The 13462-nt window shown below is 57.3% G+C and carries 13 protein-coding genes; 8 read left to right on the forward strand and 5 right to left on the reverse strand.

Annotated features, from left to right (window positions below):
• Nucleotides 1-2: 2 nt before the first annotated feature.
• Nucleotides 3-1103 carry an iron-sulfur cluster carrier protein ApbC gene (apbC, locus tag FPL19_RS16295; protein WP_150914065.1) on the reverse strand — a complete coding sequence of 367 codons (1101 nt, stop codon included), beginning with the start codon at nucleotides 1101-1103 and terminating at the stop codon, nucleotides 3-5.
• Between the two features lie 147 nt (nucleotides 1104-1250).
• On the opposite strand from apbC, the gene metG reads away from it, so the two are divergent.
• From metG to nth, 8 genes are read left to right on the forward strand one after another with little or no spacing between them, the layout of a single operon-like run.
• Entirely contained in the window at nucleotides 1251-3305 is a 2055-nt protein-coding gene (metG, locus tag FPL19_RS16300; RefSeq protein WP_150914067.1) for a methionine--tRNA ligase, read from the forward strand.
• Nucleotides 3306-3328: 23 nt separating this feature from the next.
• Nucleotides 3329-3910 (forward strand): electron transport complex subunit RsxA, encoded by a 582-nt coding sequence (gene rsxA, locus FPL19_RS16305; RefSeq protein WP_150914068.1) that lies wholly within the window; start codon nucleotides 3329-3331, stop codon nucleotides 3908-3910.
• A 14-nt stretch (nucleotides 3911-3924) separates the two neighbouring features.
• Complete coding sequence (gene rsxB, locus FPL19_RS16310; protein WP_150914070.1) at nucleotides 3925-4518, forward strand: electron transport complex subunit RsxB; 594 nt, start codon at nucleotides 3925-3927, stop codon at nucleotides 4516-4518.
• A complete protein-coding gene (gene rsxC, locus FPL19_RS16315) occupies nucleotides 4518-6332 on the forward strand; it encodes an electron transport complex subunit RsxC (RefSeq protein WP_150914072.1) in 1815 nt (604 codons plus the stop codon). Before rsxB ends, rsxC begins: the two co-directional genes overlap by 1 nt.
• Nucleotides 6332-7384, forward strand: a complete 1053-nt coding sequence (rsxD, locus tag FPL19_RS16320; RefSeq protein ID WP_150914074.1) for an electron transport complex subunit RsxD — start codon at nucleotides 6332-6334, stop codon at nucleotides 7382-7384. Before rsxC ends, rsxD begins: the two co-directional genes overlap by 1 nt.
• A 2-nt stretch (nucleotides 7385-7386) precedes the next feature.
• Nucleotides 7387-8088: an electron transport complex subunit RsxG gene (rsxG, locus tag FPL19_RS16325; RefSeq protein WP_150914076.1), complete on the forward strand. Its 702-nt coding sequence runs from the start codon at nucleotides 7387-7389 to the stop codon at nucleotides 8086-8088.
• Nucleotide 8089: 1 nt separating this feature from the next.
• On the forward strand, nucleotides 8090-8800 hold the full coding sequence (locus FPL19_RS16330; protein WP_150914078.1) for an electron transport complex subunit E: 711 nt from the start codon (nucleotides 8090-8092) through the stop codon (nucleotides 8798-8800).
• Entirely contained in the window at nucleotides 8797-9438 is a 642-nt protein-coding gene (gene nth / locus FPL19_RS16335; protein ID WP_150914080.1) for an endonuclease III, read from the forward strand. Before FPL19_RS16330 ends, nth begins: the two co-directional genes overlap by 4 nt.
• Before the next feature lie 55 nt (nucleotides 9439-9493).
• On the opposite strand, the gene FPL19_RS16340 is transcribed toward nth, so the two are convergent.
• From FPL19_RS16340 to FPL19_RS16355, 4 genes are all read right to left on the reverse strand, one after another.
• Nucleotides 9494-10069, reverse strand: a complete 576-nt coding sequence (locus FPL19_RS16340; protein ID WP_150914082.1) for a chalcone isomerase family protein — start codon at nucleotides 10067-10069, stop codon at nucleotides 9494-9496.
• Nucleotides 10070-10260: 191 nt separating this feature from the next.
• A complete protein-coding gene (gene rpoS / locus FPL19_RS16345; RefSeq protein ID WP_150914084.1) occupies nucleotides 10261-11262 on the reverse strand; it encodes an RNA polymerase sigma factor RpoS in 1002 nt (333 codons plus the stop codon).
• A 188-nt stretch (nucleotides 11263-11450) separates the two neighbouring features.
• Nucleotides 11451-12212 (reverse strand): peptidoglycan DD-metalloendopeptidase family protein, encoded by a 762-nt coding sequence (locus tag FPL19_RS16350; protein WP_191965309.1) that lies wholly within the window; start codon nucleotides 12210-12212, stop codon nucleotides 11451-11453.
• A 320-nt stretch (nucleotides 12213-12532) separates the two neighbouring features.
• On the reverse strand, nucleotides 12533-13417 hold the full coding sequence (locus FPL19_RS16355; RefSeq protein WP_150914088.1) for a DUF368 domain-containing protein: 885 nt from the start codon (nucleotides 13415-13417) through the stop codon (nucleotides 12533-12535).
• Nucleotides 13418-13462 lie beyond the last annotated feature (45 nt).

Below are 13462 nucleotides of genomic sequence, written 5' to 3' on the forward strand. Positions count from 1 at the left end.
GTTCAGTGCTCGCTAACAGAGACGCTCGAAATAGAACCGGTCAGGTGCCTTTCCCGAGTAGACAGCTCCGCACTGACTCTGCGCGCAATATCCTTATACCGTCTCGCCACTTCAGAATCCGGTTCCGCAACCACCGAGGGCGTACCACCGTCGGTCTGCTCACGGATGGTCATGTGCAGTGGGAGCTGGCCCAGCAAGGTGGTGTCGTATTCCTCGGCAATGCGCTCGCCGCCACCGTGGCCGAACAGGGGTTCTTCGTGGCCGCAGTTGCTGCAGATGTGGATGCTCATGTTTTCAACCACGCCCAGCACGGGGATTTCCACCTTGCGGAACATTTCGATGCCTTTCTTTCCGTCCAGCAGTGCGATGTCCTGGGGGGTGGTCACGATGACCGCGCCGGTGACCGGGACTTTCTGGGCGATGGTCAGCTGGATGTCGCCGGTACCCGGCGGCATGTCGAGGATCAGGTAATCCAGTTCGTTCCACAGGGTCTGTTGCAGCAGTTGCATCACCGCGCCGCTGACCATGGGGCCGCGCCAGACCATGGGGGTTTTGTCGGTGACCACGAAGGCCATGGAGTTGGCCTGCAGGCCATGGGCTTCCATGGGCACGAAATATTTCTGCTCGCGGGTTTCAGGGCGTTTGCCTTCGGGTACGCCCAGCATCATGCCGATGCTGGGGCCGTAGATGTCTGCGTCGAGAATGCCGACCCGGGCGCCTTCGGCGTGCAGTGCCAGGGCCAGGTTAACGGCGGTGGTGGATTTGCCCACGCCGCCCTTGCCGGAGGCCACGGCGATGATGTTCTTTACGCCCGGCACGGATGCGATGTCTTTCTGGCCTTTGTGGGAATGGATGCGCTGGCTGACCTGAACGTCCGCACTCTGAACGCCGTCGACGTCTTCCAGGGCGTTACCCACCAGTTCCTTGATGGCACCCGCAATGCCTTTCGAAGCGTATGGCAGTTCGATTCTGACCGTGACCTTTCCCGTCTCGTCAGCGGCCAGGGATTTCACGGCATCAAGCTCGTACAGGTCTTTGCTCAGGTAGGGATCCCGATACTGTTTAACGGCCATTTCAAGGGCCAGCTGTGAAATCTGGGTCATCGGTGTCTCCGGGAGTGGGCTCCGGCACTTTAAATGTGCCCGGAACCGGGTGTTTCGGGTGAAAAATATCTGCTTGGAAGGTATCATCTGTGCCCGTTTCTGGCCATATGCCCCCACTTATTCACGAATGAAGGTTCGGAAGACACCATGACTCAAGCGAACTCCAGTCAACAGCGGGATATTCTGGTAACCAGCGCCCTTCCCTATGCCAATGGCCCGATTCATCTGGGCCATCTGCTGGAATATATCCAGACGGATATCTGGGTGCGCTATCAGAAGATGCGGGGCGAGAACTGCTATTACGTTTGCGCAGACGATGCCCATGGCACCGCTATTATGTTGCGGGCCGAGCGGGAAGGCATTTCATCGGAGCAGCTGATTGACCGGATCCGCCAGGAACACCAGGAGGATTTTTCCGGTTTTCATATCCACTTCGACAACTACTACACCACCCATTCCGAGGAAAACCGCCAGTTTTCCGAGTACATCTATCGGCAACTGCAGAACAACGGGCACATAGCGACCCGCAAGATCACCCAGTCCTACGATCCGGAAAAGCAGATGTTTCTGGCGGATCGTTTCATCAAGGGTACTTGCCCAAAGTGCAAGACCGAGGATCAGTACGGCGACAACTGTGAGGCCTGTGGCGCGACCTACACGCCGGCGGAACTGATCAATCCCCGCTCGGCGGTGTCTGGTGCTACGCCTGTTGAAAAGGAATCCGAGCACTATTTCTTCCGGCTGCCGGAGTTTGCGGATTTTCTCGCCAAATGGACCCGCAGCGGCACGCTTCAGCCACAGGTTGCCAACAAGTTGGCAGAGTGGCTGGACGCCGGACTGCAGGAGTGGGACATCAGCCGGGACGCGCCCTATTTCGGCTTCGAGATTCCGGATGCTCCGGGCAAGTATTTCTATGTCTGGCTGGACGCGCCTATTGGCTACCTGGCCAGCTTCAAGAACCTGTGCGACCGGGAAGACATCGACTTCGAACACTTCTGGAAGGCCGATTCCACCGCTGAGGTCTATCACTTCATCGGCAAGGACATCATCAACTTCCACGCGCTGTTCTGGCCCTCGATGCTCCACAGTTCCGGGTTCCGCACGCCGTCTGCGGTCTGGTCCCACGGTTTTGTTACGGTTAACGGCAAGAAGATGTCCAAGTCACGGGGCACCTTCATCATGGCACGTACCTACCTGGATCACCTGAATCCGGAGTACCTGCGCTATTATTTCGCATCGAAGCTGACCGGCGGCGTCGATGATATGGACCTGAACCTGGAAGATTTCGCCGCGCGAGTGAATTCGGACCTGGTGGGCAAGGTAGTGAACATTGCCAGCCGCAGCGCCGGGTTTATCACCAAACGCTTCGACGGCAAACTGGGCACAGTGACGGAACACGACAAGCTCAAAGAATTCATCAATGCTGGCGAGGAAATCGCGAACTATTACGAGGCCCGTGAATTCGGTCGCGCCATGAGGCGCATCATGGAGCTGGCCGACATTGCCAACCAGTACGTGAACGACGAGCAGCCCTGGGTCATTGCCAAGCAGGAAGGCCAGGACGACCGGCTGCAGGCGATCTGCACCAACGCCATCAATATGTTCCGCCTGCTGATGACCTATCTGGCGCCGGCCCTTCCGGAAACGGCAAAGGCTTCTGAAGCGTTTCTCAATGCGCCTCTGGACTGGAACAACCGTGGCAATCGTCTCGAGAATCACGACATCAACAAGTTCAAGCCGCTGATGAACCGGGTGGATATGGCGCAAATTGAAAAGATGCTGGATGCCTCGAAGCAGGAAATGCCTGCCGCTGGTTCCGGCTCGCCCGCCGAGGCCCCGGAACAAAGCGAAGCCAAAGCACCGGAGCCACTGGCGGATGAAATCGATTTTGACGCTTTCGCCAAGGTGGATCTCAGGGTGGCGAAGATTGTCAAAGCAGAGCGGGTTGACGGCGCAGACAAGCTTCTGCAGCTGACCCTTGACATCGGCCTCGGCGAGCGCAATGTCTTTGCTGGCATCAAGTCCGCCTACGAACCCGAGGAACTGACCGGGCGCCTGACGGTCATGGTGGCCAACCTGAAGCCCCGCAAGATGAAGTTTGGTCTTTCGGAAGGCATGGTGCTTGCGGCCGGCCCTGGTGGTAAAGAGATCTATATCCTGTCGCCGGACTCCGGCGCCACCCCCGGCATGCGGATCATGTAGGCCAGAGATGACGGAGAGAATGGATGAGTGAATACCTGCTGATTCTTGTCAGCACCATTCTGGTCAATAATTTCGTGCTGGTTCAGTTTCTCGGGTTATGCCCTTTTATGGGTGTCTCCGGGAAGCTGGAGACCGCTATGGGCATGTCTCTGGCCACTACCTTCGTGCTGACGCTGGCATCAGTGTGCAGTTACCTGGCGTATACCTACCTTTTGGAACCGCTGGATCTGGCCTTTCTCAAGACCATCACCTTCATTCTGGTAATCGCCGTGGTGGTGCAGTTCACCGAGATGGTCGTTCGCAAAACCAGCCCGTTACTCTATCGGGTGCTGGGAATATTCCTGCCGCTGATCACCACCAACTGTGCCGTTCTGGGTGTTGCCCTGCTGAACCTCAACAAAAACAATAATTTTGTTGAGTCGGTTCTTTACGGCTTCGGGGCGGCTGCCGGTTTCTCACTGGTGCTGGTGCTTTTTGCCGCCCTGCGGGAGCGGATTGCCGTCGCTGACGTGCCGGTTGCCTTTCAGGGGGCCGCCATTGGCATGGTAACGGCCGGGCTAATGGCATTGGCCTTCATGGGCTTTACCGGCCTGGTCAGTGTCTGACGGAGCGTTTGATTATGTGGACAAGCATACTGATTGCTGTTGTGGTCCTGCTGGCACTGGCCGCCGTTTTTGGTGCCCTTCTGGGCTTCGCCTCCGAGCGTTTTAAAGTTGAGGGGGACCCGGTTGTCGAGCAGATCGACTCGCTGCTGCCCCAGACCCAATGCGGCCAGTGCGGCTTTCCCGGCTGTCGCCCCTATGCCGAATCCATTGCCAACGGCGATGCCATCAATAAATGCCCTCCCGGGGGCGAATCCACCATCAAGGCGCTGGCCGACCTGCTGGATGTGGAACCCCAGCCGCTGGACGCAGAGCACGGTGTTGAACAGGAAAAGCGCGTTGCCGTAATTCGCGAGGATGAATGCATCGGCTGCACCAAGTGCATTCAGGCCTGTCCGGTGGATGCCATTCTGGGCGCTGCCAAGCAGATGCATACCGTGATCGAGAGCGAATGCACCGGCTGTGATCTGTGCGTCGACCCCTGCCCCGTCGACTGCATTGATATGGTCACCCTGGAGCCAGACATCCACAGCTGGACCTGGAGACCGCCGGAGCCGGGCATTATTGCCACCGACCGAATGGTTCCGGATCAGACCAGAGAGAGCGCCTGATGACACAACTCTGGGATTTCAGTGGCGGCATTCATCCGGCGGAAAACAAGTACCTGTCAACCACCCGCCCAATTGAGACACCAACGCTGCCAGAGCGGCTGGTTCTGCCGCTTCAACAGCATATCGGTGCGCCGGCGGAGGCCTGTGTGTCTGTGGGCGAGCGTGTTCTGAAGGGCCAGCCAATTGCAAAAGTCACCGGAGCCTTTGGCGTTCCCGTTCACGCTCCAACCTCCGGCAACATTGAGGCAATCTCTATGCAGCCGGTGCCCCATCCCTCCGGTATGAGCGACTGGTGCATTACGCTGATCCCCGATGGGCAGGAAGAGTGGGCGGAACGGGACCCGATGACCGACTATCGTTCGCTGACCCGGGAAGCCGTTCTCCAGCGCATTCGCGAGTCCGGCATTGCCGGCCTTGGCGGTGCCGGCTTTCCTACCGATGTAAAACTGCGCCCGCCAAAAGACCGCAAGGTCAACACCCTGATTCTCAATGGTGCGGAGTGCGAGCCCTATATCACCGCCGATGATATGGCAATGCGGGAACGTGCCGACGAGATTGTGACCGGGCTAAGGATAATGGCCTGGATTCTGCGGCCCGAGCGCTGCATTGTCGCCATCGAAGACAACAAACCCGAAGCTGTCGCAGCAATCCGGAAAGCGACGGAGGGCACCCAGACGGAGGTGGTGGTTATACCCACCAAGTACCCGTCCGGCGGTGAAAAACAACTGATCCAGATTCTGACCGGCATGGAAGTTCCCAGTGGCGGCATCCCCGCGGACATCGGGGTGATGTGCCAGAATACCGGCACCGCTATTGCGGTGTCCCGGGCGGTTCTGCATGGCGAGCCGCTGATCTCCAGAATCACCACCGTCACCGGCCGGGCCCTGTCGAACCCGGGAACCTTCGACGTTCTGCTGGGGACTCCGGTCGAACACCTGCTGACACAGGCAGGGCTTGAATCAGAAGCGTTGCGTAGGCTGATTCTTGGCGGCCCCATGATGGGCTACACCCTTGAAACGCCCTCTGTGCCGGTGGTCAAAACCACCAACTGCGTTATTGCCGCAACGGGGCAGGAACTGCCCACGCCACCGCCGGAGCAGCCCTGTATTCGCTGCGGGATGTGCGCCGAGGCCTGCCCGATGGAACTGCTTCCGCAGCAGCTTTTCTGGCACTCCAAAGCTGGCGAACACGAGAAGGCCGAACACCTGAACCTGTTTGACTGCATCGAATGCGGGATTTGCTCCTACGTCTGCCCCAGCTCAATCCCCCTGGTCCAGTACTACCGTGCCGCGAAGGGTGAGATTCGCGTCCAGCGGGCCGAGCATCTCAAGGCTGACCGGGCCCGTGAGCGGTTCGAGGCCCGTCAGGCGAGGCTTGAGCGGGAACAGCAGGAGAAAGAAGATCGCCGCAAGGAGCGCGCCAGAGCAGCTGCCGAGGCACAAGCCAGAAACCAGGCAGAGGCGGAGGACGCTGGCCCGGAGAGCCCTGCGGCCGACAACCGCGCGGCGAAATCTGCTCTGGTGGAACAGGCTCTGGCCAGGAAGAAGGCCAAAGCCAGCCAACCGGCTGCGCCTGCAGTGTCCCCGGAGAGCAAGGGGGAAAGCAAGGTGGAAACCACCGAGCAAGCGCCGGATATTGACGCGCTGGAAAAACAGCTGAGCCAGGCCACCGCCAAGCTCAACACCATGCAGAGCATGCTGGAAGACGCCAGGGCCGAAAACGCAGACAACGTCGAGAAACTCGAACGGGCCGTGGCGAAAAATCATGATCGTGTGAAACGTGCCGAAAAGGCGCTTGCCGAGGCCCGGAACTGATGGCTCTAGCTCAACAAACCTCACCCCATGCACGGCGCGCCCGGCCCACATCGAACCTGATGCTCTGGGTGATGCTGGCAACTCTGCCGGGCCTGCTGGCCCAGACCATTTTCTTTGGTTGGGGTAACCTGATCAACGTGATCTGGTGCATCGCGCTCGCCCTGGGGGCGGAAGCAGCCATGTTAAGGCTACGCGGGCGACCAATCGCATTTTTCCTGAAGGACAACACAGCAGCGCTGACCGGGCTTCTTCTGGGGCTGTCCCTGCCGCCTCTAGCGCCCTGGTGGGTGTCGGCGGTGGCGGTTCTGGCCGCCATCATACTGGCGAAACAGCTTTACGGCGGCCTGGGCTCTAACCCCTTCAACCCCGCCATGGTGGGCTACGCGCTGGTACTGATCTCTTTCCCCGTGGCAATGACCACCACCTGGGCGGAGCCGGCTCTGATCTGGCAGTCGGCGCCGAGCCTGCTCGAAACCCTGAATATTATTGTGTCAGGCCAGCAAAGCACCATCGACGCCTTCACCATGGCCACCCCGCTGGACCAGTACAAACATAACATCAGCGCCCAGACCTCGACCGAGGTACTACAACACCCCACCTTTGGCGAGGGCGTCGCCCGTGGCTGGGAGTGGGTCAACGCCGGTTTCCTTTTAGGCGGGATCTGGCTGCTGTTCATGCGCATCATCACCTGGAATATACCGGTCAGCGTACTGGGCGGGCTTGCGGCCATGAGCGTGGTGTTCGGCACCAATGCGGATCTGTATACCCCTCTGTCCATTCACCTGTTGGCGGGCGCCACCATGCTGGGGGCATTTTTCATTGCCACAGACCCTGTGTCCGCCGCGACCAGCCATCAGGGCAAATTGATCTATGGGGCGGGCATTGGCGTTCTTGTCTACCTGATCCGTACCTGGGGTGCGTATCCGGACGCTGTCGCCTTCGCCGTACTGCTGATGAACTTCGCCGTGCCATTCATTGACTATTACACACCACCCCGCACTTATGGCCATCACAAGGCCCGGCGCGGGATTCCGGGCAGGAACCAGGGATAACCATGGCCACACTTGGACAATCCATCTGGCGAAACGCCGTCGGCCTCGGGCTTTTTGCCGTGATTACTGGCGGAACCATCGCCCTTACTCAGGCGCTGACGGAAGACCGGATCGAGCAGCAGGTGGCCCGCGCCGAGGCCAGGGCCCTTTTCGAGATCATTCCAGAGGACCGCATCAGTAACAGGATTCTCTCCGACACCGTCACCCTGCCGGCCAGCGATACCATGAATAACGGCAAGCCAATTACAGCCTGGGTGGCACGCAGGGACGTTCGGCCGACAGGTCTGATCCTGCCGGTTACCGCTCCGGACGGCTATTCCGGCGAAATCCATCTGCTGGTTGGCATCAACATGAAGGGCACGGTGCTGGGCGTTCGGGTCACCAGCCACCGGGAAACACCAGGATTGGGTGACAAGGTCGACACCAAGAAATCGGACTGGATCTTAACCTTCGAGGGCCGCTCGCTGGACAATCCCGAGCCTGAAAACTGGGCCGTCAAGAAGGATGGCGGCGTATTCGACCAGTTCACCGGTGCTACCATAACCCCCCGGGCGGTGGTTAGCGCCGTCGAACGGACACTGGTCTACTTTCGCGAACATCGCCGGCAGATTCGGGACATCGTGAGAGAGCCGCCCTCACCCGCTAGCGAGCCAATCACGCCGGAAGCACTGGCAGGTAACGAATCGGCAGAGGAGCATTCCTGACATGGCGAGCAAATCAAATTCGGAGATCATCCGCGACGGCCTCTGGACCAACAACCCGGCGCTGGTACAAGTTCTCGGACTGTGCCCCCTGCTGGCCGTCACCAGCACAGTGGTGAATGCAATTGGTCTGGGCCTGGCGACCCTGCTTGTTCTGATGGGATCCAACCTGGCGGTCTCCCTGATCCGTAATTTTGTCGGCGATTCGGTCCGGCTACCGGCCTTTGTAATGATCATTGCCTCGTTCGTTACCTGCGCCGAACTTCTTATGCAGGCCTATACCTATGAGCTGTATCAGATTCTGGGAATATTCATCCCGCTGATCGTCACCAACTGCGCCATTCTGGGCCGTGCGGATGCGTTCGCCTCAAAAAATCCGCCCATTCCTGCCCTGCTTGACGGCTTCATGATGGGCCTGGGGTTTCTGGTGGTATTGATTGCGCTGGGCGCAATTCGAGAACTGATTGGACAGGGAACCTTGCTGACTGATATGGACCTGCTCCTTGGCCCGGCTGCCGGCGACTGGGCGATTCGCCCACTGGAAAACTATCCCAACGTCCTGTTTATGGTGCTGCCACCGGGCGCCTTCATCGGGCTGGGGTTGCTGATCGCTCTGAAAAACGGAATTGATAACCAGATCAAGGCTCGCAAAGCCTCTGTAGAGCCGATCGAGGCAGGCAGCAAACGTGTTCGCGTGACGGGGCATGTGTCATGAATAAAGAGAAACGAACGGCCATATTTTCCCGCCTGAGAGACGCCAATCCGTCGCCAACCACGGAGCTGAACTACACAAACCCGTTCGAACTGCTGATTGCGGTGATACTCTCAGCCCAGGCAACGGACGTGGGGGTAAACAAGGCAACCGCCCGGCTGTTTCCCGTGGCAAACACGCCTGAGGGAATCTACGCGCTGGGCGTGGAGGGGCTGAAGGAATACATCAAGACCATCGGCCTGTTTAACAGCAAGGCAGAAAACGTCATCAAAACCTGCAAGGCCCTGATCGAAAAGCACAACAGCCAGGTACCGGACAACCGGGAGGATCTTGAAGCTCTGCCGGGCGTGGGCAGAAAAACCGCCAACGTGGTACTCAATACCGCTTTCGGACAGCCTGCCATGGCCGTGGATACCCATATATTCCGGGTATCCAACCGAACCGGTATTGCCCCGGGTAAAAACGTTCTAGAGGTGGAAAAGCGTCTGATGCGGCTGGTGCCCAGGGAATTCCTGCTGAATGCCCACCACTGGCTGATTCTTCACGGTCGATACACATGTACGGCACGTAAACCCAGGTGTGGTGCTTGCGAGATCGAGGATCTGTGCGAGTTCAGGTATAAGCGGGACTACATGGATTGAGACTGATCCGCCCGCGACGGGGCGGATCAGCTACTGCCGTAACTGAGGTCGCGAATTAACGCTGACCCAGCATTTTCTCTTTCAGGTCTTCCTGTGCAGGCTTGTCAGACAGCCAGATACCGAACAAAGCTTTCTTGAACTCAAGGTCGCCGATTGTCGCTTTTGGCTCACCATTCTTGAGAACGCGCGTACCCTCGCCCGGAAGGTAAACCAGATCGAACACATCGCCTTCCTGGATTTCTGCAGAGAAAACGTCGAGGAATGCATCAACCTCGCTCTGTATGGCAGCGAGATCACCATCGGTCGCGTTCTCAAAGCCTTCCATGGTAGCGCTCTTCATCTTGTCGCTGGTAATCATGCCCGAGATAATGTGGAGAGTAATGGCCTGGGGCTCGTCAGCATTGATGATGGCCTGGCCGTCATCGATGGTGCTTGGCACATAGAGACCACCGACATACAGGTCCATAAACCACTTGGACCGGGTTCCGGCGCCGTTCAGTTTGAGCTCGGTACCCATGGCGGAATACGTCTCTGGAACGTCGACACCCTCGATTTCCACTGCCGCTGCCGGGGCACTGAGTAAGGCAGACAGGAGCAGTGAAGCAAATGCGGTTGATAGAGCCTTCTTCATCGTCTTTTCCTTTTCGATCGCTATTATAAAATCTTGTTTGTGGTGATTCACCGAAGCTCGACACCCTTATCCCACTCCGGCGAGCCAAGTGTAACAGGATGTAAAGTGCATCTTTCGCGGGCTGGTTCTCATTTGTGCAGGCGAAAAAAAACCGGCCCTCGAAAGGGCCGGCTTTTCATCTTGGGTAGAATCTATTTGAACAGCATAGTGCCGGACAGGCCCTCTTTCTCCAGAATTTCACGAAGGCGGCGCAGAGCCTCAACCTGAATCTGGCGAACCCGTTCCCGGGTAAGACCGATCTCCTGACCTACTTCTTCCAGCGTACTGATGGGGTATCCACGCAGGCCAAACCGGCGGGACAGCACTTCCTGCTGCTTGTCGCTGAGCTGGTCAATCCACTTTTCGACGCAGGAACACATGTTGTTGTCCTGCAGCAGATCAGCCGGATCAGACGCGCCCTCATCAGCAACCGTGTCCAGTAATGATTTTTCACCGCCGCTTCCGATTGGCGTATCCATGGAGGCAACGCGCTCATTCAGCCCCAACATACGCTTAACGTCGGCTACGGGCTTGTCTACCATCTGGGCGATTTCTTCCGCCGACGGCTCGTGATCGAGTTTCTGGGTTAGCTCGCGCGCTGCGCGAAGGTAAAGATTCAATTCCTTGACCACGTGAATCGGCAACCGGATAGTGCGGGTCTGATTCATAATGGCCCGCTCAATAGTCTGACGGATCCACCAGGTCGCGTAGGTAGAGAATCGGAAGCCACGCTCGGGGTCGAACTTTTCAACGGCCCGGATGAGGCCCAGATTACCCTCTTCAATCAGATCAAGTAGAGTCAGCCCCCGATTCACGTAACGGCGGGCAATCTTGACCACCAGACGAAGGTTACTCTCGATCATGCGCTTTCGGCCTGACTCCTGTCCTTTGCGGGCAAGGCGCGCGAAATATACTTCTTCTTCGGGAGTCAGTAGTGGGGAAAATCCGATTTCGTTGAGATAAAGCTGAGTGGCATCCAGCTGCTTCTGGCTGGTGAAGTATCGGCCCTGGGCCGGAATATCGTCTTCGTTGGCAGCAACCTCTGCATCGGCTGCTTCTTCCTTGTCGACCTTGTCTTCTGCTAACAGCTGATCGTCTGACTCTTCTACGTCGGCCACGCGATCAATGATGAGTTCTTCCTGCTCTGATGACATAACGCTTGCCCCGCCTTTCAATGATCCTGGATATTTGCTCGCAGTTCTTATTGTATTGAGCACCTGTTCTTATCGGTTTTCTTGTTCAGGACATTTTCTGTTGGCTGTTTGCGGTCTACACCGCTTGTTTTTGTTTGCTCGTTTCTTGTTTTTATCATCTATCTGTCTTTTTTAAAACAGCAGACCGGCTATCTGGGCGGAAGGTACGGCATCGGATCCACGGGTTTGCCGTTTTTCCTGATCTCGAAATGCAGTTTTGGCCGACTTGTCCCGCTACTTCCCAGCTCGGCGATGATCTGCCCGGCTGCTACATCCTCCCCTTCTCTTACCAGTATCTTGCGATTATGGGCATAGGCACTAAGGTATTGCTTGTTGTGGTTGACGATGATCAGATTGCCATAACCGAGCAGACCGTCCCCTGCGTACACCACATTTCCGCTTGCTGCTGCACGAACAGAGTCGCCCGGATTCCCTGCAATATCAATACCTTTGTTGATCATTCCGGACGTAGAATATGCTGCAATTACGGTGCCAACGTGTGGCCAGCGCCAGTTGATAGCGGCGACTGTCTGACTTCCATGATCGGTGGAACTGGGTGGACTGGCAGGCTTCGGGACAGGAGACGCCTTCGTCCTGGTTGGCTTGGACGACTTGGACGAAGGCTGTCTGGCCGGGGCCGCCTGCGTTGAGGATCGGGACGTCGACGACACACTGCCACGCTGATCCAGACGCAATACCTGTCCGGCTTCAAGATTGTAGGGCGGCGGAATATTATTGGCATCGCCCAGTTCCCGATAGTCGCGGCCATAGCGCCAGGCAATGCTGTAGAGGGTTTCGCCACGCTCGACAACATGGCGTCCCCAATAGACGGGGGGATTATAACGATCGTCCTGATGGATAGAATTTGTGTTGCAGCCAACCAGACCAAAGGTGGCGACCAGAGCCCCCATCAACAGAAATTTCCGAAGATGGAACCCGGGAGTGACTTCTGAGCGTGATCGTTTGTCGGCACTCATGGGGCACCAGAGTGATGTCGCAAACACCGCTGCAAAAAACCTGCGCATCAGTCTTAAGAGAATAAAAATAAACCTTTTAATCTATTTTTGTATAAAAAATGCGTTCCCGGATCAGGTTTTCCCGGTAACCCGCTAATTTATTGCACATTTCCGGGGCGAAACCAAGTTACTGTGCACCATGATTCGTTACCTCTCGGAACAGTACGACAGCCCAAAAAAGTAACACTTGTCTCAAAATTCCTGTGAACCGGCTCTCAGATATCCCGTCTTTTTCCCCCCCATTCGATACCGATCACCAACAGAAATCCCATTGCAGCGAATGCGCAGGCCATCAGGATCTGGGGATCCTGTCCACTCAGATCAGCATAGCTGAAAGGGCTAGCACTGGCCTCATTCATCGGAACCTGCTCGCCCGAACTGTTCGTTCGCCAACTCAGCGTCTGTTTCCACGGCCACACTTTGTTGAGGGATCCAACCATGAAACCAATTAGCACCGCCAGCACCGGATCGTGGAAACGGGAAAATGCCCAGGTAATCACACGCGCCACTGAGAGCAGCCCTACCAGACAGCCCGATGCAAAAATGGCCAGGACCGCAATCTCCGGGGCCCGGATCGCTTCGAGGACTGGTGCGTACATGCCCAGGATCACCAGTATGAACGAGCCTGAAATGCCGGGAAGTATCATGGCGCAGATTGCCAGCGCGCCCGCTCCGAAAAACATGATCCAAGAGGGTTGCAGCGGTACACCCGTCAGGGTGGTTACCCACCAGGCGAAGACGGCACCAGCAACGAAAGGAGCGATCAGATTCACTTGCAAAGACTGAATCTGGCGGCTGACATGCCAGACAGAGGCGACAATCAGACCGAAGAAAAAGCTCCAGATCTGGATCGGATACTCGGTCAGGGCAAAGCTGATGGCCGAGGCCAGGGTAACCACACTGGCAAGAATGCCTGCCAGCAGGCAAAGCAGGAAGGTACCGTCACAGGCGCGCCAGAAAGCCCGAAAATGCCCTTTGATAAGGTGACTTGCCACGGCCTCGGGAGCCCCGCTGATGGCCTGCAACAGACGGAAATATATGCCCGTAATGAATGCGATGGTTCCGCCAGATACTCCGGGTACGATATCGGCCGCACCCATGGCGATACCCCGAAGGACTACGGACCACAGCGGTTGATCTCGGTC

Source organism: Marinobacter halotolerans, from assembly GCF_008795985.1.
GTDB classification, from domain to species: domain Bacteria; phylum Pseudomonadota; class Gammaproteobacteria; order Pseudomonadales; family Oleiphilaceae; genus Marinobacter; species Marinobacter halotolerans.